The organism is Aeromonas sp. DNP9, assembly GCF_001728955.1.
GTDB lineage: Bacteria > Pseudomonadota > Gammaproteobacteria > Enterobacterales > Aeromonadaceae > Aeromonas > Aeromonas veronii.
In genome coordinates this window covers 146,100-167,331 of sequence record NZ_LYSQ01000002.1, presented here as the reverse complement: position 1 = coordinate 167,331, position 21,232 = coordinate 146,100, and the positions used below count along the sequence as shown (strand labels likewise).

General features: G+C 57.3%; 18 protein-coding genes. 15 read left to right on the top strand and 3 right to left on the bottom strand.

Going from position 1 to position 21,232, the window contains the following annotated elements; all coding sequences use genetic code 11:
- The first annotated feature begins 100 nt into the window (after positions 1–100).
- Positions 101–1,438 (top strand): MATE family efflux transporter, encoded by a 1,338-nt coding sequence (locus A9G06_RS01855; protein ID WP_069554134.1) that lies wholly within the window; start codon positions 101–103, stop codon positions 1,436–1,438.
- Positions 1,439–1,527: 89 nt separating this feature from the next.
- Here A9G06_RS01855 and A9G06_RS01850 read toward each other — a convergent pair whose 3' ends face one another.
- A complete protein-coding gene (locus A9G06_RS01850; RefSeq protein ID WP_069554089.1) occupies positions 1,528–2,349 on the bottom strand; it encodes a peptidoglycan DD-metalloendopeptidase family protein in 822 nt (273 codons plus the stop codon).
- Between the two features lie 302 nt (positions 2,350–2,651).
- Between A9G06_RS01850 and A9G06_RS01845 the strand changes: the two genes are divergently transcribed.
- A complete protein-coding gene (locus A9G06_RS01845) occupies positions 2,652–3,431 on the top strand; it encodes a BPSS1780 family membrane protein (RefSeq protein ID WP_069554088.1) in 780 nt (259 codons plus the stop codon).
- A 66-nt stretch (positions 3,432–3,497) separates the two neighbouring features.
- Here the strand turns inward: A9G06_RS01845 and A9G06_RS01840 are convergent, their stop codons facing one another.
- A complete protein-coding gene (locus A9G06_RS01840) occupies positions 3,498–4,397 on the bottom strand; it encodes a LysR family transcriptional regulator (protein WP_069554087.1) in 900 nt (299 codons plus the stop codon).
- Between the two features lie 126 nt (positions 4,398–4,523).
- Here A9G06_RS01840 and A9G06_RS01835 point away from each other — a divergent pair, with 126 nt between their 5' ends.
- The 4 genes from A9G06_RS01835 (at position 4,524) to oxyR (ending at position 8,974) form a co-directional block, all read left to right on the top strand.
- Positions 4,524–5,384: a Vmh family MBL fold metallo-hydrolase gene (locus A9G06_RS01835; RefSeq protein ID WP_069554133.1), complete on the top strand. Its 861-nt coding sequence runs from the start codon at positions 4,524–4,526 to the stop codon at positions 5,382–5,384.
- Positions 5,385–5,465: 81 nt separating this feature from the next.
- Positions 5,466–6,104 carry a DsbA family protein gene (locus A9G06_RS01830; RefSeq protein WP_069554086.1) on the top strand — a complete coding sequence of 213 codons (639 nt, stop codon included), beginning with the start codon at positions 5,466–5,468 and terminating at the stop codon, positions 6,102–6,104.
- 176 nt (positions 6,105–6,280) lie between these two features.
- Positions 6,281–7,918 (top strand): methyl-accepting chemotaxis protein, encoded by a 1,638-nt coding sequence (locus tag A9G06_RS01825; protein WP_069554085.1) that lies wholly within the window; start codon positions 6,281–6,283, stop codon positions 7,916–7,918.
- Positions 7,919–8,074: 156 nt separating this feature from the next.
- On the top strand, positions 8,075–8,974 hold the full coding sequence (gene oxyR / locus A9G06_RS01820) for a DNA-binding transcriptional regulator OxyR (RefSeq protein WP_005354003.1): 900 nt from the start codon (positions 8,075–8,077) through the stop codon (positions 8,972–8,974).
- A gap of 49 nt (positions 8,975–9,023) precedes the next feature.
- Here the strand turns inward: oxyR and A9G06_RS01815 are convergent, their stop codons facing one another.
- Complete coding sequence (locus A9G06_RS01815; protein ID WP_042054572.1) at positions 9,024–11,495, bottom strand: penicillin-binding protein 1A; 2,472 nt, start codon at positions 11,493–11,495, stop codon at positions 9,024–9,026.
- Between the two features lie 300 nt (positions 11,496–11,795).
- Here A9G06_RS01815 and tapM point away from each other — a divergent pair, with 300 nt between their 5' ends.
- From tapM to A9G06_RS01770, 9 genes are all read left to right on the top strand, one after another.
- Complete coding sequence (gene tapM / locus A9G06_RS01810; RefSeq protein WP_040066887.1) at positions 11,796–12,857, top strand: PilM family type IVa pilus assembly protein TapM; 1,062 nt, start codon at positions 11,796–11,798, stop codon at positions 12,855–12,857.
- Positions 12,845–13,423 (top strand): PilN family type IV pilus biogenesis protein TapN, encoded by a 579-nt coding sequence (gene tapN, locus A9G06_RS01805; RefSeq protein ID WP_005353997.1) that lies wholly within the window; start codon positions 12,845–12,847, stop codon positions 13,421–13,423. Before tapM ends, tapN begins: the two co-directional genes overlap by 13 nt.
- Positions 13,420–14,019 carry a PilO family type IV pilus biogenesis protein TapO gene (gene tapO / locus A9G06_RS01800; RefSeq protein WP_069554084.1) on the top strand — a complete coding sequence of 200 codons (600 nt, stop codon included), beginning with the start codon at positions 13,420–13,422 and terminating at the stop codon, positions 14,017–14,019. The genes tapN and tapO overlap by 4 nt, the downstream gene beginning before the upstream one ends.
- Positions 14,016–14,549, top strand: coding sequence for a pilus assembly protein PilP (locus tag A9G06_RS01795; protein WP_069554083.1), 534 nt, complete (start codon positions 14,016–14,018; stop codon positions 14,547–14,549). The genes tapO and A9G06_RS01795 overlap by 4 nt, the downstream gene beginning before the upstream one ends.
- A gap of 16 nt (positions 14,550–14,565) precedes the next feature.
- Positions 14,566–16,797 (top strand): type IV pilus secretin PilQ family protein, encoded by a 2,232-nt coding sequence (gene pilQ, locus A9G06_RS01790; protein WP_069554082.1) that lies wholly within the window; start codon positions 14,566–14,568, stop codon positions 16,795–16,797.
- A 191-nt stretch (positions 16,798–16,988) separates the two neighbouring features.
- The gene (gene aroK / locus A9G06_RS01785) at positions 16,989–17,507 is read left to right on the top strand and encodes a shikimate kinase AroK (RefSeq protein ID WP_005335014.1); all 519 of its coding nucleotides are present in this window, start codon (positions 16,989–16,991) and stop codon (positions 17,505–17,507) included.
- Positions 17,508–17,521: 14 nt separating this feature from the next.
- The gene (aroB, locus tag A9G06_RS01780) at positions 17,522–18,604 is read left to right on the top strand and encodes a 3-dehydroquinate synthase (RefSeq protein WP_019446352.1); all 1,083 of its coding nucleotides are present in this window, start codon (positions 17,522–17,524) and stop codon (positions 18,602–18,604) included.
- A complete protein-coding gene (locus A9G06_RS01775; protein ID WP_069554081.1) occupies positions 18,594–20,174 on the top strand; it encodes an AAA family ATPase in 1,581 nt (526 codons plus the stop codon). Before aroB ends, A9G06_RS01775 begins: the two co-directional genes overlap by 11 nt.
- A gap of 70 nt (positions 20,175–20,244) precedes the next feature.
- Positions 20,245–21,117, top strand: coding sequence for a Dam family site-specific DNA-(adenine-N6)-methyltransferase (locus tag A9G06_RS01770; protein ID WP_005335008.1), 873 nt, complete (start codon positions 20,245–20,247; stop codon positions 21,115–21,117).
- Positions 21,118–21,232 lie beyond the last annotated feature (115 nt).

Here is a 21,232-nt window from a genome sequence, read left to right as displayed (position 1 = left end):
GGGTAAAGCAGTCTATATTAATGATTCATAACACAAATAACAGGAAGTCGTGCTGCTGTTTCGCTATGATCCCGGCCGCTTTCTCTCCACCGAGTCGAATATGTCAGCTGTTGATCTGGGCACAGCCCCGCTATCTCGCCTTTTCTGGCGTTACGTAACCCCGACCGTGGCGGCCATGCTGATCACCGGCATCTATGTCACCATCGATGGCATCTTCGTTGGCCATGTGCTGGGTCAGGATGGCATGGCCGGTCTGATGTTGGCTTATCCCATCTGCGCCGTGCTCTATGCGGTGGGGGCGCTGATCGGTATGGGGGCTTCGTCGCTGGTCTCCTTCTATCTGGGGCAGGGCAACCCGGCCAAAGCCCGCCATATCGTCGGCAATGCGCTGGTGATGGTGTTGCTGGCCTCGGCACTGCTCAGTTTTATCGGGATCCGTTATGGTGAGCCCATGCTGGCTTGGATGGGGGCGGAGGGGGAGATCTTCACCGCCGGGCTCTCCTACCTGCAGACCTACGCCTGGCTGGGCGTCTTTGCGGTGCTGTCGATGGCGTTCAGCTCGCTGCTGCGCAACGATGGCCGCCCCGGATTTGTCACCCTCATCATGGTAGTCGGGGGGCTGCTCAACGTGCTGCTCGACTATCTGCTGATGGTGGTGTTTCCGTTCGGACTGGCCGGGGTGGCGACGGCCACTATGCTTTCCCAGGCAGTGACGGGCCTCGCCTGCCTGTGGCACTTCTTCACACCGCGCAGCCAGCTGCGGATAAGCTGGGACACCTTGCGCCCCGATCTGCGGCTGATGGGCGAGACGGTGCGCCTCGGGGTCTCCAGTTTTCTGATGTACCTCTATCTCTCGGTAGTGCTGGCGCTGCACAACAAGGCGTTGTTGGCGGTTGGCACTTCGCTGCATGTGGCGGCCTACGGGGTGATCAGTTACACCGAGGCCTTCTTCTACCTGGTGTTCGAGGGGATCGCCATGGGTATCCAGCCCATCGCCAGCTTCAACGCGGGCGCCGGTCACTGGCTGCGGGTGCTGAGGATCCGCAATCTGGCACTCGGAGTGACGTTGGGGATCGCCCTGTGCGCCATGTTCCCGCTTTATCTGTGGCCGGAGGCGGCGGTCTATCTGTTTGCAGGGGACAACGCTACCCTGCTGCCGGTGGCGAGCCTCGGGATCTGGCTCTACTTCTGGGGGCTGCCGATGGAGGGCTTGCTGCTGGTGGGGGCCACCTACTTCCAGGCCATCAACCGGGCCCGCATCGCCTCCCTGCTCACCGGTGGCAAGCTGGTGCTGATCGGCGGTTTCTTGTGGGGATTCTCGACCCTGTGGGGCGTGCCCGGGGTCTGGCTGGCATTGCCAACGTGCAGCTCATTGCTGGTGTTGGTGATGTGGCGGGCGATGCGTCGGGAGTCCGGCGCCCACGCGCTGGCCGGATAGGTAATCAGGTTCGACGTGCAGATAGCAGACAGGCAGCCATAGGCTGCCTGTTTTGGTTAGAGGATGTTTTGTTAACGGGTTCTGCCGATTCAGGGCTTGAAGGCGCCGATAAAGATAGCGGGATCGACCCGGGTGTCGTTGAGGCTGACGTTCCAGTGCATATGGGGGCCGGTTGCGCGGCCGGTCGAACCGACTCGCCCGACGATGCCGCCACGTGGCAGGCTCTGGCCGAGCTTCACATCTACCTTCGACATGTGGCAGAACATGCTGATGAGCCCCTGACCGTGGTCGACAAAGACGGTATTGCCATTGAAGAAGTAGTTGCCGATCAGGATCACCTTGCCTGCGGCGGGGGACTTGATCGGGGTGCCGGCGCCCACTGCGAAGTCGAGGCCGGAGTGGGGATTGCGCTCCTCGCCATTGAAGAAACGACGCAGGCCAAACGGGCTGGAGAGGGGGCCGTTGACCGGCTTGTCGAACATCAGGTTGCTCGGCTGGTTGGGGCTGAAGGTCTGGTAAGCCCGGGTCTGCTCCGCCAGCTCGCGGTTGATACGTGTCATATCCTCGGCGAGTGGATTGACCTGACGGCTGCTCTTGAGCTTGATGTGCTGTTCGCGGTAGTGCTTGGGGGTCACGGTGAAGCCGAGAGTACGGCCATCGCCTGTGGTCAGTTGCTGGGCGCCGGGCGTGCTTTTCAGAGAGATGCCGACGATGGCGATCCACTGGTTGTCTTCGCGCACTACCAGCACGGGTTTGTCATGAAAGCGGGCCGTGGGGGCAGTGGGTGACGCGCCAAGAGGGATCACCGCAACGCCACCTGGCAACGGATGGTTGAGCAGGCGACTGATAAAACCCTCGGCCAGGGCCGACTGGCTGGCCAGTAACAACAACAGACAACACACAACTCTCATGACGATACCACGCGATGTTAAAACGCCCGGGATGGCGGGATGACAACCCCCTGTCCGGTATTCGTCGATCACTAAAGGGTGATCACGACATGCTGGCCATGATTGGCGCGGCTGGGGGAGGGGACAGATTGTGCCTCGTTATGGTCGGGGCAGCCAGAGGCGAGGCGTGGCTGACGCCCCTTTTGTGCATAGCTGCGTCAGGTTTTATGTCGTGGTCGGGCCGCTTCGCCATTGAGTCGCCCCCGCCCTGGCTCTAGAATCGGCTTCCGGCACTGATGCCACCGACACTCCGAGGAGACGATATGAACGGATTACCCCCTTTGCGCACCACGCCGGCCCGGTACACGACAGGTCGTGGCTGGCTCTGGGTTCGCAGCGGGTTCGATATCTTCAACAAGGGGATGGGGATCAGCGTAGCCATGGTGCTGGTCTGGTTTATGGTGGGTATGCTGCTGGAGCAACTGCCGGCGGGTGGCCTTATCTCCCAGCTGCTCTACATGGTGTGGGGCGCGGGTTGGGTGGCGGTCGCCGCTCGGGGTTATCGGGGGGAGCCGTTGCAGTTTGCCGATCTCTTCGCCGGTTTTCGCCACAAGCTGACCCCGCTGATGCTAGGTGGTCTGCTGGTGTTGCTGCTGTTTAGCCTGGTGGGCCTCGTCTGTCTCGGTCTGCTCTCCATGTGGGGGCTGCTCCCGCTGCTGACGCAGGATCCCGAGAGCATGGTGGTCTCAGCCAGCCAGTTGCAACAACTGCTGCTGGTATTGCTGGTGGGGATGCTGCTCATCATTCCCGTGCTGATGGGGGTCACCTTTGCTCCTGCGCTGATCTTCCACCACGATATCGGCATCATCCAGGCGGTACGGCTGAGCTTCTTCGGCTGCTGGCGCAATTTTTTTCCCTTCTTCTGGTGGGGGCTGCTCTCAGCCATGTTGTTGCTGTTTGGCGCTGTGCTGTTGCTGGTCGGTCTGCTGGTGGTGATCCCGGCGCTCAACTACTCCATCTATGTGGCTTATCGGGATATTTTCCTGGACGAGAGTGCGCAGCCGGAAGCGCCGCACTCAGAACCATTCGGATTTGAAGCCTGATCAAGGGATCAGAGTGAAGAAGGGGCCCGCAGCGGCCCCTTCGTTATGTTTGGGTGTGCGGAGTGCTTACTCCTGCCAGATGGGATCCGCCGCCATGCGGGCCAGCAGAAAATCGAGGAAGCTGCGCAGCAGTGGCGACATCTGTTTGCGGGTGGCATACACCCCGTAGACCCCGAGTCGCTTGGGTTGCCAGTCGGTCAGCAGGGGCACCAGTTCCCCGCGCTCCAGATAGGGTTGGGCCGAGTAGCGGGGTTGCAGGCTGATCCCGGCACCTTCCAGTGTTGCTTCCAGCAGCAGGTTGGAGATATTGGCGCTCAGGTTACCGCTGACCGGTACTGACTCGGGGCCATCCGGTCCATTGAACTCCCACAGGCTCTTGCCGAAGTAGGTGTAGGTGAGGCAGTTGTGCAGCGCCAAATCCTGCACCTTGTGTGGCATCGGATGACGGGCCAGATAGGCCGGGCTGGCACAGACTACCGAGTGGCAGGTGCCGAGACGGCGTGCCACCAGATTGGGGTCGAGGTCGTTGGTGATGCGCACCGCCAGATCGATCCGCTCCTCCACCAGATTGACGGTTCTGTCGAGCAGCAGAATGTCGATGGCCGTCCCCGCGTATTGCGTCAGATAGTCGTTGGCAGCCCCGACCAGCAGCGCTTCTGACAGGGAGTAGCTGCTGGTGATCCGCAGTTGTCCCTTGGGGGCGTCATCCCCCTTCACGGCGATCTGCTCCATCTCTTCGCCGAGCGCCAGCATGGCGCGGGCCCGGTTCAGCGCCTCCTCTCCCGGTCCGGTCAGACTCAAACGACGGGTGGTGCGGTGCAGCAGGCGGGCGCCCATCCAGCTCTCCAGCTCGGCCAGATAGCGCGACACCATGGCGCGCGACATATCCAGTTTCTCTCCGGCGCCGCTCAGGCTCCCTTGTTCGACTACGCTGACAAAGACCCGCAAGGCGGTCAGTCGATCCATGTACGGCTCTCTATATGTTCGATATGTGCAACAGTGATGCGCTTTTTATGCTGTATTTGCACCTTAAGTGATCCAATACACTGTGTCCATCAAATGAACCCCCGAATACTTAATGAGGAATAGATGATGAACAACACCCTGATCCGCAACCTGACTCTGGCTACTACCCTGTTGAGTGGCGCCGTACTGGCCTCCCCCCTGAGCGTGACCGTCTACAACCCTGGCGAGAAGGCGATCTTCCCGGTCTCCTCCTCACTGGTGACCGGTGACAAAGAGGCCATCCTGATCGATGCCCAATTCGATGTGCAAAATGGTCAGGCTCTGGTCGACATGATCAAGAAGAGCGGCAAGAAGCTGACCACTGTCTATATCAGTGCCGGTGACCCCGACTTCTACTTCGGTCTGGAGCCGGTCATGGCGGCGTTCCCGGATGTCAAAGTGCTGGCCGATCAGCATGTGGTTGACCACATTAACCAAACCAAGGATGCCAAGCTGAGCTACTGGAGCCCGATCCTCGGCAAGGGCACACCGAAGAGCCTGACCGTACCGCAAGTGATGACCGCCAGCCACCTGACGTTGGATGGCGAGAAGATTGAAATCAAAGAGATGAATACCCCGAATGCCTACCTCTGGGCCCCTTCCATCAAGACTGCTTTTGGTGGTGTGCCGGTTTACCACGGGGTGCATGTCTGGATGGCGGACAGCCAGACCAAGGCGGCCCGCAGCAACTGGGTCAAGGCGCTGGACAACCTGCTGGCCCTGAAACCCGAGCGCGTGGTACCGGGCCACTTCCTGGGCACTGCTCCCAAAGGCACTGCTGCTGTGAGCTTTACCCGTGACTATGTAGAGCGTTTCGAACAGGAGCTGGCCAAGGCGAAAAACTCCGGTGAGCTGATTGAGGCTCTGAAGAAAGCCTATCCGGCACTGCCGGTTGACGATGGTCTGGCCATCGGTGCCAAGGTCAATACCGGCGAGATGAAGTGGTAAGCCACTGAGCCTGCTTTCCCTGTGTTTTTTTACCGGGCCTAAGGGCCCGGTTTTTTATCCGAGATTGAAGCGAGAATAAAGATGAGCGAACAACAAACCACCCTCCATTATGTCTATGACCCGCTCTGTGGTTGGTGCTACGGTGCCGCCCCCCTGTTGCAGGCGGCAGCCACCATTGCTGGGCTCAAGATCGATCTGCATGCGGGCGGTCTCTGGATGGGGAGTCGCCGTCAGCCGATGGGCGAGGCATTGCGTGATTATGTGCGCCCCCATGATCAGCGGATCGAAGCGCTGACCGGCCAGCATTTTGGCGAACGCTACTTTAACGAACTGCTGCTGCGGGAAGGCTGTCTGCTGGACTCCGAGCCGCCGATCCGTGCGGTTTTGGCCGTCACGGCCTTGGGGGGCGATGGGCTGGCCATGTTGCACCGGATCCAGCAATCCCACTATCGGGACGGGATCTGGATTGGTGAGCTTGCGTTTCTTGCCACGCTGGCGGCAGAGCAGGGAATTGCAGCCGAGGCATTTCAGCAAGCTTATCTGCAGGCCCCCTTGCTGCAACATCTGGCAGATAGCCAGGGCTGGATGAAACGGCTGGGTGGTCAGGGTTATCCTACTTTGCGTATAGAGCGAGGAGGAAAACTCGAAAGGATAGAGGTGAACCAGTATCTGGGGGAGCCGGAGTTGCTGATCCCACGACTGTTGCGTGCAATAGAGTAAACCGTTAATAGTCTGCGGTAGTTAAAGTGCCCCTCTCTGCGTGTCGATAGCGATATATGGTGTTTATGCAAACTACAAAAGCACAGCTCTACGGCTATGCTCAATTACAAAAACATGACCCCATAGCACCTATCAAAACCGACATTAAACGATGACACGCAGTTAAGGATGAATCTATGCTCCAGAATATGTCCATAGGCCAGAAGTTGAGTACTGGCTTTGCAGTGCTGGCACTGTGCGTATGCCTGCTTGCCGGGTATGGCGTCTCACGACTGTCGTATCTCAATCAACAAAACACTGTATTGGCAGAGAATCTGATCCCTTCTGTTCGCTATGCAAGTCAGATGCATATCGCACTGCTTGATGCTCGGCGTTTCCAATTATCTATGGTGATTGCGATGGCCCACAACGACAGCGCGGATATTGAACGAACTCAACAAGGTGTGATGGAGGCCAAGATCCGGTTCGATAAAGCTGCGGCTGACTATGGTGGCTTGGATTTTAATGCGGCTGATGAAGAGCAAACTTTTAACGCGTTGAGAACTGCAGGGGATGCCTATTTTGCAGCCCATGATCCGTTATATCAGGCAGTAAAACAGGGTAGCGACAAGATAAGAGATATTCTGCAAGGGAATATCAGAACCACGCTGGAACAAGCCACAAAGTTAACTGTGGATTTACGAGAGATTAATGAACGCATTGGCAAGGAGTTGGATGCTCAAGGGGAGGAGGCATACACCAGCTCCAAATTCCTCAGTATCTTGACTGGCACCGCGACTCTCATCTTTGTAATGTTGATAGCATGGTATTTGAGTCAACAAATCAAAAGACCCGTTAATCGCTTGCTGGAACTTGTTGGTAGCGTCGCGGCTGGTGATTTGACTCATCGTGTGGAGTTGAATGCGTTTAATCAGGATGAATTAGGACAACTGGCGAAAGGCTTTGCGCAGATGCAAGAAAACTTGCGCAAACTGGTTGGGGAGGTATCCGGTTCTGTTGTACAGATGAGCTCTGCGGTAGAAGAGATCAGTGCCGTAGCAAGGCAGTCAGCAGACAATATGAACTCCCAGCAACATGAGCTGAACCAGCTGGCGACGGCGATGAATGAGATGCAGGCTACGGTGCAGGAGGTCTCTCGCAATACCAGCGATGCGGCCAGTGCCGCCACCTCGGCCAGTGAGACGGCCGAACTTGGTGCGCAAACGGTGAATGACTCCATTCAACGTATTGAACGGGTCGCCGGTGCTATCGAGAGCACTGCGGTGGTGATCCGCCAACTGGGGGATGACAGCCGCAATATCGGCATGGTGCTGGAGGTGATCCGCGGCATTGCCGAACAGACCAACCTGCTGGCATTGAACGCGGCGATTGAAGCGGCCCGTGCCGGTGAGCAGGGACGGGGGTTTGCGGTGGTGGCCGATGAGGTGCGTACTCTGGCCAAGCGCACTCAGGACTCCACCTCCCAGATCAATACCATCATTGCCGAGTTGCAACAGCGTGCCGAACAGGCCGGCAGTACCATGCAACAGAGTCAGGAGCTGATGAACACCACGGTTGCTACCGCGCGGGAAGCGGGCGAGTCCATCTCCCAGATCAGTGGCTCGGTCAGCAGTATCTCCCACATGAACATCCAGATTGCAACGGCCACCGAAGAGCAGGGAGCGGTGAGCGAGGAGCTCAACCGCAACGTGGTCAATATCAGCCATGCTTCCGAAGAGGTGGCCGCTGGTGCCACCCAGATGGCTCAGGCGTGCAACGAGCTGAACCATTTGGCCACCCAGTTGCAGGATATGGTGCGCCGTTTCAGGGTGTAATCCCTCGGCGAGCCAAACAGCCCGATTACCGCAAGGTGATCGGGCTTTTCTGTTTTGGAGGGGGAGCCAGAGAGGCTCACTGCAAGTGGATGACTTGTCCCGCCGGACGATATTGTGCATGCTGATGGCCCATTTTCCAGGCAGGACTCTTGCTGTATGAATCTTCGCGATCTCGAATATCTGGTGGCGCTGGATGAGGAAAAACATTTTCGCAAAGCCGCTGAACGCTGCTTTGTCAGTCAACCCACCCTGAGCGGCCAGCTGCGCAAGCTGGAGGATGAACTCGGGGTCATTCTGATCGAACGTACCTCGCGCAAGGTGCTGTTTACACCTGCTGGCGATGCCATGGCCCATCAGGCGCGTCGGGTGCTCAAGGAGGTGCGCGAGCTCAAGAGCATCGGTCAGCACTTCTCCGAGCCGATGTCAGGGGAGATCCATATCGGTTTTATTCCGACCGTGGGCCCCTACCTGTTGCCCCGCATTATCCAGACCCTGCGTGAGCGTTTTCCCCAGCTGGAGTTTTACCTCTATGAGGAGCAGACCCAAACCCTGCTCAAACGGCTGGAAGAGGGGGAGCTGGATTGCGTCATTCTGGCCGAGATGCCGGGGATGGAGGGGTTTGGTTCAATCCAGCTCTATCATGAGCCGATGTGGTTGGCGGTGCCTTGCCATCACCCCGAAGCACAGGCCAGACAGGTGCCGCTTGGCAATCTCAAGGGCAAGAAATTGCTGATGCTGGCCGATGGCCACTGTTTGCGGGATCAGGCGATGGGATTCTGTTTCGCCGGCGGGATAGGTGAGGATCAACGTTTCAAGGGGACCAGTCTCGAGACGCTGCGCAACATGGTGGCCGCCGGTAGCGGCATGACCCTGGTGCCAAAGCTGGCTGTACCTGCTGATCATGATGAGGGAGGGGTGAGCTATCGTCCTGTGGTTGACCCTGTGCCGGGGCGTACCATCTCGCTGCTCTATCGCCACTACTCGGTGCGTCGCCCCTGCTTCAATGAGTTGGCCGCCTCGATCGCCACACTGATGAGCAAGCAGTTGGCCCAATAAAAAAACCGGCAGCCAAGGCTGCCGGTTTTGCTTCTGCCGCGAGAGCAGCTTAGAAGATATCGTCGGTTGAGACAGGCCCTTCTACATCGGGGTTGTCACCGCCGTAGACCTGATTGCCATCCGAGCTCGGTGCTGCGTAGCGGGTCGGCTCGGTCCCTTCCTTGAAGTATTCGTCGGTGCCGCCACTGGTTGCCAGCAGGCCGGTTTCGCTATCAATCTTCACCGTCATGATCCCTTCGGGAACCGGCATTTTGTGCTCCGGCAGCTTTTTGAGGGCGACTTTCATGAAGTCGATCCAGATAGGCTGCGCGGCGCCGCCACCAAACTCGGCACGGCCAAGGCCACGTTGGTGGTTGTCAAAACCGATCCATGAGGTAGCAACGATGTCCGGGGTGTAGCCGGAGAACCAGGCATCCCGCGATTCGTTGGTGGTACCGGTTTTACCGGAGATGTCGTGACGTTTCAGGTCGCGGGCTGCGCGCCAGCCGGTACCACGCCAGCCATTGCCACCCCAGATGGCTGTGCTCAGGGTGTCGGTGATCAGGAATGCGCTCTGGGCACTGATGGTATGCGGGGCGATGGTTGGCGCGAGCGGGGTCTGCGTGCCATCTTGTGCGGCACCATCAACAGTTGGCTCCGGCAGTGTGCTCTGCTCGGGCGCGGCCTGCTGTTCGCAGGTGGTGCAAGCAATAGCAGGATTGGCCTGATAGAGGGTGTTCTCCAGACTGTCGGTCACTTTGTCGATGAAGTATGGGGTCACCAGGAAGCCACCGTTGGCCAGAACCGAGTAACCACGTACCACTTCGAGGGGGGTGAATTCGGCAGCGCCCAGTGCCAGCGACTCATGGGGAGAGATGAAGTCGCGGGGGAAGCCAAAGCGGGTTAAACCGTCGATATAGGTATCCAGACCGATGGCGCGCATCAGTCGAACCGACATCACGTTCTTGGACTTGGCCAGTCCCAGACGCAGCGGGGTGGGGCCATCATAAACGGCCGGGGAGTTCTTGGGCTGCCACATGGGCCCTTTTGACGGATCCCATTGGTTGATCGGCGCATCGTTGATGAGTGACGCCAGGGTATAGCCGTGCTCCAACGCGGTCGCATAGAGGAAAGGCTTGATATTGGAGCCGATCTGGCGACGCGCCTGATCGACCCGGTTGAATTTGGATAGTTCGAAGCTGAAACCACCGACCAGTGCTTCCAGCGCGCCATTTTTCGGGTTCATGGCAACCAGCGCGGCGTTGACGTCCGGGATTTGGGCCAGCAGCAACTCTTCGCCCTCTTCCCGCACCCAGATCTGGGCGCCGACTTTCAGCACATCGCGCGCCGATTTCGGGGCATAGCTCTGACGGTCGTCGGTAATAAAGGAGCGGGCCCATTTAATACCGTTCCAGCCGAGCTCTGCTTCCTTGCCATTTTTCAGTACCAGCGTGGCGCTGCGATCACCAAGCTTGGTCACGACCGCCGCCATCAGTGGATCATAAGTGGGCTGCTTGCCAAGGTGAGCGACGATCTGCTCGTAATCCCAGGCTGTCTCGCCAGCCTTCCACAACTGAGCCGTCGGGCCACGATAGCCGTGGCGCATATCATAGGCAAAGACGCCATCCAGCAGTGCCTGTCTGGCTGCCCGTTGACGTTCGGCAGAGACGGTAGTGTAGACGTGCAGGCCCATGGTGTAGGCATCTTCACCGAACTGCTCGACCATCTTCTGGCGCACCATTTCCCCCAGATAGGGGGCGTGCAGGGTCACTTCGGCGCCGTGAAAACGTGCCTTGATCGGCATTTTGGACGCTTCGTCAAACTGAGCCTGGGTGATCTTGCCGGTTTCCAGCATCCGGCCCAGCACGACGTTGCGGCGAGCAAAGGCGCGCTCGGGGGAGCGGATGGGGTTGAGCATGGAGGGGGCTTTCGGCAGACCTGCAATGATGGCGATCTCGTCAAGTCCCAGATCCTTGACCTCTTTACCAAAGTAAACCTGTGCCGCAGCACCGATCCCGAAGGAGCGATAACCGAGGGGGATCTTGTTGAGGTAGAGTTCGAGGATCTCATCTTTTGAGAGATTCTGCTCGATCCGCCAGGCCAGGAAGACCTCCTTGATCTTGCGGATGATGGTCTTCTCATTGCTCAGGAAGAAGTTGCGGGCAACCTGCTGGGTGATGGTACTGGCCCCCTGACGGGCATGGCCGGAAACAGCCCAGACGGATGCAGCTCGAATGATACCAATCGGGTCAATGCCCGGGTGCTCATAGAAACGTGCATCTTCGGTCGCCAGTACGGCATCGATCATGGGTTGCGGAATTTCGTCCAGACGCAGCGGAATGCGACGAATTTCGCCATATTGGGCGATCAACTCCCCATCCCGGCTGTAAACCCGCATCGGGGTTGCCAGCTTGACATCACGCAGTGCGGTGACATCGGGCAGTTGGGGTTTGATATAGAAGTAGATACCGATGAGGCTGGCAACACCCAGCACAGCACCCAGCATCATGACAATAAACAGGCGAACGAGCCATTTCAGCATGGAAGAACTACCAATCGTCTTAAAATTAGCCAACGGGCGCAGAGTATAGCCCTTTTGCCATCGGGAATTCGAGGTTTTCCTGTGGCGAGCCACCCACCTCAAAAGGATGCGAGAGGTTAGCACTACAGGGAGCAATAACCAAGGAGGGCCACTTGCCATGAAGAAAGCGAGATGGGTCACTTTTCGACATAAACTTTATGACATTGATAGTTAGAGCATTTAGGATGAGTGAAGCACTCCTCTGATCGGGTGTCCTACACTCTGTTCAGGAATAAAACCAAATAACGCATGGATGTGTATATGTTTGGGCTTTTTAACAAGGGATCCCTCCTCCCTCTGGTGGGCATTGATTTTGGCAGCCAGACCATCAAGGCCGTTACCCTCAGTGGTCGACCTGGCAAGCTTCATCTCGAATCGGTCGCCGATATTGCCACCCCGAAAGGGACGCTGGTTGACTATCAATTGCAGGATATCGAGCGCGTCAGCCAATCTCTCAAGACCCTCAAGCGTCTTATTCCAACTCACAGCGACTATGCCGCCACTGCGGTGACCGGTTCCAACGTGATTACCAAGGTGATCCAGATTGATGCCCGCCTCAGCGACAAGGAGCTTGAGAGTCAGGTGCAGCTGGAGGCCGAGCAGATCATTCCCTTCCCCCTCGATGAAGTGAGCCTCGACTTTGAGGTGCTGAGCACCAATAACAGTGAAGATCGTCAGGATGTGCTGCTGAGTGCAGCCCGCACCGAGAGTGTCAACGGCCGGGTCAGCGCCCTTGCCGAAGCCGGTATTGCCGTCAAGGTGGTGGATGTGGGCGCCCATGCGTTGGGGCGTGCCGTGGTGGCCTGTCTGCCCGAATTGCAGGAGAGTGAGCGGCCAATCGGGGTGATAGACATAGGTGCCAGTGCCATGACCTTTGCGGCGCTGGTCAAGGGGGAGGTGATCTACTCCCGCTTGCAAAACTTCGGCGGCGATCAGTACAGCCAGGCGCTCTCCTCCTTTTATGGCATGACGCTGGATGAGGCTGAGCAGGCTAAAACCAAAGGTACCTTGCCTGTTGACCATGAGCTGGATGTGCTGATGCCCCACATCAACTCGCTGCTGCAGCAAGTGCGGCGCAATATCCAGCTGTTTTGCAGTTCATCCGGTTATCGCGACATCGCAAAACTGGTGCTGACGGGGGGAGGCAGTCTGCTACCCGGTTTGTTGGTACAGGTAAAAGAAGAGGTCAATTGTGAGGTGTTGCACCCGGATCTGTTCGCCCTGTTTGGCAAACCGAAAGGGGAGGCCGAGCTGGTACATGGTGCTAAATATATGACGGCATTCGGGTTGGCTCTGAGGAGTTTCACACCATGTCAAATATAAACCTTCTACCCTGGCGTGAAGCCCGGGCCCAGCGCCAAAAGAAACAGTTCGGGGCCTTGCTGGGGATTTTTGTGCTGGCCACGGTCGCGTTGGGATTTTTTGCCAACTGGCTGGTTGATCGCCAGATCGTCGCCCAGCAGCAGCGCAACCAGCGGCTGGTTCAGGAGATGACTATTCTGGATGCCCAGCTGGGGGAGATCCGTCTGCTCAAAGAGCGTCGCAAGGAACTGATCGATCGGATGCAGCTCATCGAGCAGTTGCAGATGCGCCGCAATGTGCCCGTCCGCCTCTTCAATCAGCTGCCTTCATTGGTGCCCAACGGGGTTTACCTCAACACCCTCTCGATGCAGAACAATATTATTGATGTAAATGGCAAGACCGAAGCCTATGGTCGGGTGGCCAGCATGATGCGGCGGATTGATGGTTCCGGCTGGCTGGGTCAGGCAAAGATAAGCACTATTTTTGCGGCTGATGTTGCGCCAGTGTCATTGAGCCAGTTTTCCATGATGTTCCTGATCGCCAACAATGCTGCGGCTGCAGGGAATGTGGCCAAGGAGCAACAATGAACCTTCAGCAACTCAACGAGTTGGATATCAATGACATAGCAAGCTGGCCAAAATGGGCAAAAGGGGTCTTCATCTTTTTCTGCTGCGTGTTGACCGGCGGAGCCATCTACTACTACGTGATTGCCAACTCACTGACCAGTTTGACTCAGGAAGCGGGGAAAGAGACCGAACTGAAAGCCCAGTTTGAAAGCAAGGCGATGCTGGCTGCCAACCTGGGGGCATACAAGGCACAAATGGTCCAGCTTGAGCAACTGGTTGATACCCAGCTCAAGCAGTTGCCCAATACCCATGAGGTCGCCGGTCTGCTGGACGATATCAGCTTTATTGCTACCGACAATGGCTTGAAATTGAACCGGATCAACTGGGAACCCGAGGTCAAGCACGAGTTTTCGACAGAGCTACCGATGCGTATCGAAGTCGTGGGCACTTACCATGAAATTGGCAAGTTCACCGCTGACATGGCCGCTTTGCCCCGTATCGTCATCCTTGACTCCTTCACTCTGGGTCAGAGCAAGGATGAAGGGGAGCTGATTTCGATGTCGATGTTGGCAAAGACCTACAAGTACAACGGTAAAACAGTGAAGCCGAAACAATGAGACGCATCTGCTGGTTATTGCCTGCCCTCTTGCTGGCGGCGTGTGGTGGCCAGGAGGACATGGATAGCTATGTCGCCCAGACCAAAGCAAGGCCACCCATACCTATCGAGCCCTTGCCCGAGCTGAAGCCTTTTGCCCCTATGCACTACCAGCAACGCGAGCTGCGCAGCCCCTTCATGGTTCCTCAGCCTGAGGCGACGGTCGGAAGCACAAGCACTACCAAGTCCCAGCCGGATTGTGCTCAGACCCTGATGGATCGTGAGAAAGAGGTGCTGGAAAATTATTCGCTGGCCAGTCTGTCGATGCATGGTTCTTTGGGTAAGGCAGGTCAGTTGTGGGCCTTGATCAGCACCCCGGATGGCAAATCGATGCGAGTCGGACTCAACCAGTATATGGGGCTTGATCAGGGCCGGGTCATCAAGATCACTGACACTGCCGTGGATTTGCTGGAAACCATTCCGGACGGGAAGGGGTGCTGGGTAACAAGAGAAACCCAGTTGGCGATGGCCAATGTGCAAGAAAAACAATAATCAGGGACGAACAGCAATGAGAACAACAATAGAGAGTGTATCCAAAGTGGCTTTGCTGTTTTGCGCCAGCGCCCTCAGTCAGGCGTGGGCAGTGGCAACCCTGCAGGAGATCAAGGTCAATCCGCTGCTGGCCGATCAATTGCTGGTGGAGCTCAGTTTCAGTGAGCCGGTCACGGGCTTTACCGATCGTCTCTCTTACCAACCCAATCAGCTGTTGTTGCATGTTCCCGGTGCGGTAGGGGCGCTGAAAGTGAACCCGCTGCCGATCCAGCGCCTGGGGGTTGATAATATCAAGGTTGAGGGTAAGGGCGCAGGTCTGGATATCAAGATCGCACTCGATCAGCTTGCTCCCTATCAGGTGCAGCAACAGGGGAACAAATTACTGGTGTCATTGGGCGAGGGGGCCTCTTCCGGGCTCATCAATGGTGAGAGCACGCTGATTGCACCCGCAACCTCGGTTACTACTGTGCCAGCGCCCTCTGCGATGGTGGCCACACCTTCTCCCTCGGCGTTGATCAATCCTCAAGTCGTTGCCCGGTCGATGCCTGTTGCGCCCGTGACAACGCCGGTAGCAACACAGCCCGCCAGCAAGCCGGTGCTTAACAACTATCAAAGCAGTGGGGGCGGCGCCTACTTCAACTCGGTTACCGGTGTGGATTTTCGTCGTGGCAAGGATGGCCAGGGGGAGTTTCTGGTCACGCTGGATAACAGCTCGGCCGCCGTCGATGTCAGCAGCCGCGGCCAGACTGTACTGGCCAAGTTTCATGGCACTCGGGTACCGGATGGCTTGCTTAATCTGATCAATGTGCAGGATTTTGCAACGCCGGTCTCTCAGGTTGAAGTCTCCCGGCAGGGCAGCGATACCCTGTTTGAACTGTCGATCAATGGTCAGTTTGATTACCGTTACGATCAGGCAGACAAGCTCTTCATTATCGAGGTGAAAAAGCGGACGACGGCCACGGCATCCAAGCAGTATCAGGGCAAGCCCATCTCATTGAACTTTCAGGATATTCCAGTCCGTACCGTATTGCAGCTGATTGCCGATTTCAACAACCTTAACTTGGTAACCACAGATTCGGTATCAGGCAATATTACCCTGCGTCTGGATGGGGTGCCGTGGGAGCAGGCGCTCGACCTTATTTTGAAGGTGCGGGGTCTGGATAAGCGGTTGGATAACAACATCTTGCTGGTAGCGCCAGCGGAAGAGATCGCAACACGCGAGAAGCAACAGCTGGAGAGCCGAAATCAGGTTGCCGATTTGGCCCCGCTCTATACCGAGTATCTGCAGATAAACTATGCCAAGGCCTCGGAAGTGGCGGCCCTGCTCTCTTCCGAAAGTACCAAGTTGCTCTCACCCCGTGGTGCGGTGAGCGTGGACGAGCGAACCAACGTGCTGGTGGTCAAGGATACCGCCGATGTCATCAGCAGCATCAAGCGGATGCTCGATATTCTCGATATTCCGGTCAAGCAGGTGGTTATCGAGGCGCGGATGGTGACCATTGATGATGGTTTTGATGAAGCGCTCGGGGTGCGGTGGGGGGTGACCAAAAACGATGGTCATGGCAACAGTACGTCCGGTTCTATCGAAGGCAATGATTCATCTGGTAATGATAATGGTAACTCTGCCATAACCCGGGACCCGGCTGCGTTGGATCAGCGTCTCAATGTCAATCTACCGGTAACCAATGCCGCTGGCACCCTGGCATTTCAGGTCGCTCGTCTGGCTGATGGCACCTTGCTGGATCTCGAGTTGTCGGCGCTGGAAAAAGAGAGCAAGGCCGAGATTATCGCCAGTCCGCGGGTGACCACGGCGAACCAGAAACCGGCGCTGATCGAGCAGGGTACCGAGATCCCCTATGTGGAGTCCTCTTCCAGTGGTGCTACCTCGGTTACCTTCAAGAAGGCGGTATTGAGCCTGAAGGTTACCCCGCAGATCACCCCTGACAATCGGGTGATTCTCGACCTGACCGTGACCCAGGATACCAAGGGTGAAACGGTACCGACCGGTACCGGTGATGCTGTCTCCATCAACGCCCAGTCCATCACCACTCAGGTGCTGGTCAATAATGGCGAGACGCTGGTGCTCGGCGGTATCTATCAGCAGACCATCAAGAGCGATGTGACCAAGGTGCCGCTGCTGGGTGATATTCCCGGATTGGGGGCCTTGTTCCGCAAGACCACCAGCGAGAACAAAAAGCGGGAGTTGCTGATTTTCGTGACGCCCAAGATAGTCACCGACGCCTTCTGAATGCTTTACATGTGAGGGTAAAACACATATAACCTTACGCCCCAATGAGGCTGGGGCGTAAGGGCTGCGGTTGCCAGTCCCGATATCTATTGAGATAATCCCCCTCCTGATCCATCGCAAGATAAGGTTCATAGGTACCCCGATCCAGTATTCATCGGGGTCGTACAGTTTGTAATTACTAACGAAAAGACATGGCTGAGAAACGCAATATTTTCCTGATAGGTCCCATGGGTGCGGGCAAGAGCACCATAGGTAGACATCTGGCAGAACAACTGCATATGGAGTTTTTCGACTCAGATCATGAGATTGAGCGCCGCAGTGGTGCTGATATCGGCTGGGTGTTCGATGTTGAAGGCGAAGAAGGTTTCCGGATTCGCGAAGAGAAGGTGATCGGCGAATTGTCAGAGCAGCAGGGTATCGTGCTGGCGACGGGTGGCGGTGCCATCAAGAGTCGCGAAACCCGCAACAAGTTGTCTGCTCGTGGCATCGTGGTCTACCTCGAAACCACTATCGAAAAGCAGCTGGCGCGCACACAGCGAGACAAACGCCGCCCTCTGCTACAGACCGAAGAACCGGCACGCGAAGTGCTGGAACGTCTGGCACAAGAGCGCAATGCCCTGTATGAAGAGGTTGCCGACTTTGTTGTGCACACCGATGACCAGAGCGCAAAAATCGTTGCCAATCAAATTGTAAAGCTGATCGGTATGTAATCTAGAGGACGTCCATGGAACGGTTGAAGGTCGAACTGGGTGAACGCAGCTATCCCATCGAGATAGCTGCCGGGTTGTTGCAGCGCCCCGAGGCGCTGGTATCGACCATCAAGGGCAAGCGGGTGATGATAGTGACCAACACGGTCGTTGCTCCGCTTTATCTTGAACGGGTAACCGCTCTGCTGTCGGGTTTTCAGGTTGAACACCTGATCCTGCCTGACGGCGAGGCGTACAAGAACCTGGCGACCTTTGAGCAGATCATGTCTGCTCTGCTTGAAACCAACCATGGGCGCGATACGACACTGATCGCTCTGGGGGGCGGCGTGATCGGGGATGTGGTGGGCTTTGCGGCAGCAAGCTATCAACGTGGCATTCCTTTTATCCAGATCCCGACCACTCTGCTCTCCCAGGTTGACTCCTCTGTCGGCGGTAAAACCGCTGTCAACCACCCCCTCGGAAAGAACATGATTGGGGCTTTTTATCAGCCCAAACAAGTTGTTATCGATACCGAATGTTTGAGTACCTTGCCAGCCCGCGAATTTGCCGCAGGGATGGCCGAGGTGATCAAGTACGGCATCATTTGGGATGCTGATTTCTTCAGCTGGCTGGAGCAGAACATGGTGCGTCTGCAACAGCTGGAACCTGCCGCGCTGGCCTACGCCATCAAACGCTGCTGCGAGATCAAAGCCGATGTGGTCGGTCAGGATGAGACCGAGCACGGCGTCCGTGCGCTGCTCAATCTGGGTCACACCTTTGGTCATGCTATCGAGGCCGAGCAGGGGTATGGCAACTGGCTGCACGGTGAAGCAGTATCCGCCGGCACCATGCTGGCAGCCTGGACTGCGCAGGCCCGTGGCGATATGAGCGAAGAGGACGTTGCGCGAGTGCGCGCTCTGCTGCTGGCCGCCAATCTGCCCATTCATGCGCCTGCCGAGATGGATTTCGCCGCCTTTATTCGCCATATGCGCCGTGACAAGAAGGTGCTGGAAGGCAAGCTGCGTCTGGTGTTGCCGGTTGGCATCGGCCATGCGCAGGTGGTGGGGGATGTGTCCGATGCCGAGTTGCTGGCGGTGATCGAGTCTGGTCGTGACGAATAAACTGCTAAAACTTCCTTCCCAGCGGCAGCTGGTTGACCGGCTGCTGCATCTGATTGAATTCAATCACCCTTTCATTTTTCTCTCCGGTAAACCCGGTTGTGGTCGCGGTACCCTGTGCGAATCCCTGCTCGGCATGTTGCCTGAAAAAGTGCGGGTGGTAAGCCTGATTGGTACACCTGCCATGAAGATGGTGGATGTGCGTCAGCTGTTATTGCCACAGGTAGTGGCGCGCCCGCTGTTCAATCCACAGGATGCGCTGGCGGAGAGCTTCTTTCGCATGCTGGAGGGGAGCAAGCCTGCCACCCTGCTGCTGCTGATAGAGCGGGCTGATCAGTTGCCAGCCGAATTGCTGGGAGAGTTGTGGGCGATCATCCGTCATAACGATACCCTGGCGGCGCCCCATCAGCTGGCCATTATTGTCTCGGGCAGTGACGTCTGGTGTCGTACCCAACGACTGCAGCTCAAGGGGCGTGCCATGCCAGCCCTTGAGCTGGAAGTGCCGCCACTTAGCCCGCCCGAGCAGCGCATCTTCTTGTATGAGAAAGCCAAAGAGCTCAAGATCCCGGCGACCCTCTTGCCCAAGCCGCAAGTGGAGGAGATCCTGAAAACGGCGAACGGACATCCGTCCACCATCATGCAGTTACTGGAGGATATCATGACCGACAGAAGGCCCAAGAAGCGTCAGGCGGAGTTGCCTGTCAAGAAGATTGCCACCGCTATCGCGCTGGTCGCTGGCGGCCTGCTGGCTTTGAGCTACCTGCTGCCTGCTCTGTTTGACAATGAAAGCAAACCGGCATTGCAGGATCCGGCGCAGAACACGGCATTGCCGATCCCGGTAGCGGGAGGCGATCCCCTCACCGTAGGCGGTTCGAATACAGATGCCGCTGCACAAGGTGCGCAAAACAGCGATGCAGCCAGCAATCCCAACGGGGTAGTGAAGGATTGGCAGCCGGAGGCGAAAGTGCTGCCAAAGTCGGTAGAGAGCGAAACCGTGACCACCGAATCAACCAATTACGAAGGGCGTCGGGTGGTGATCTCCGACGAGGTCGTGCAAAAGCTGATGACCGAACCCAAGGTGAGCGGCGCTCTGCCTACTGACGTGGTGGACGAGCTGACCGGCAAAAACCCGAGTGGCACAGCCCCCAGTGGTGCAGTCGCAACCACACCACCAGCCAGCACTAGCAAGGTACAGAACCCGGTGACAACCGCAACGCCTGCTGCCACCACCAAAACAGCCAGCAACGAGCCGGTTGCCGCGCCAGCACCCAAGGTGGACCTGACACCGGTCGCCACCTTGAACAAGAAGCCGCGCAATCACTACAGCGTTCAGCTGATGGGGGCGAGCAACACCAAGGCGGTGGATCAATTTGTCGCCGAGCATGGTCTGGCGGGCAAGGTCTGGGTCTATCAGACCAAATTCCGTGGCAGCCCCTGGTACGTTGTGCTGCAAGGGGATTATGCCGGTCTGACCCAGGCCAAGAGTGCCATTCGCAAGCTTCCGCCAGCCTTGCTGAAAGGTCAGCCCTGGCCCAAGTCGTTTGCACAAGTACAAAAAGAGCTGAAGCAATAGCCTTGATACCGGATAAGGGGGTAGAATCGTCCCCCTTTTTGGGTCTTGCCTTCTTACACACCGGATTTCCATGAAAAAAACACGCGCTTTTTTAAAATGGGCCGGGGGAAAATACTCCCTGGTTGAAGAGATTGCCGAGCGCCTGCCGGCCGGGCGTGTGTTGCTGGAGCCCTTCGTCGGGGCCGGGTCTGTGTTTCTCAACACCGACTACGACGCGTATGTGCTCAACGACATCAATCCGGATCTGATCTGCCTGTACAACCACCTCAAGCTGACGCCGGACAGTTTCATTGCCGAGGCGCGCAAGCTGTTTGTGGCAGAGCACAACCACAAGGCGGCCTATTACCGGCTGCGTACCCAGTTTAATCAGACCGAGACCACCTTCGAGCGGGCACTCTTGTTCCTGTTCCTCAACCGTCACGGTTTCAATGGATTGTGCCGCTACAACAAGAAGGGCGGCTTCAACGTGCCGTTCGGTTCCTACAAGAAACCCTATTTTCCGGAAAAAGAGCTGTGGGCCTTTGCCGAAAAGGCGCAGAAGGCGACCTTTATCTGCGAGAGCTACGCCGACGCCATCAAGCGTGCCGAAGAGGATTGGGTTATCTATTGTGATCCACCCTATGCGCCGCTCTCCACTACGGCGAGCTTCACCACCTATGCCTCCGGTGGGTTTACCCTGGATGATCAGGCGATCCTGGCGCGACTGGCCCGTCACACAGCCGCTCACAAAGGGGTACCGGTGCTGATCAGCAACCACGATATTGAGCTGACTCGTGAGCTTTATCGCGGTGCCCGCCTCGACGAGATCCTGGTCAAGCGCACCATCAGCCGCAATGGCGGCACCCGCAACAAGGTGGCCGAGTTGCTGGCGCTCTATCCCCCCGGTATCGAGCCGGAGCAGGGCTACTATCCCAGCGACAGCGAACTGCTGCCACTGACGTAACAGACCATGCGGCGCCCAGGGGCGCCGTTTTTTTATGGGCGAGTCCGCGCCCGTGCCGATGTCCTATAACCCGGGTTGCTGGGGGAGGGGAGGCGATTGCCCCATTTACCCCGCA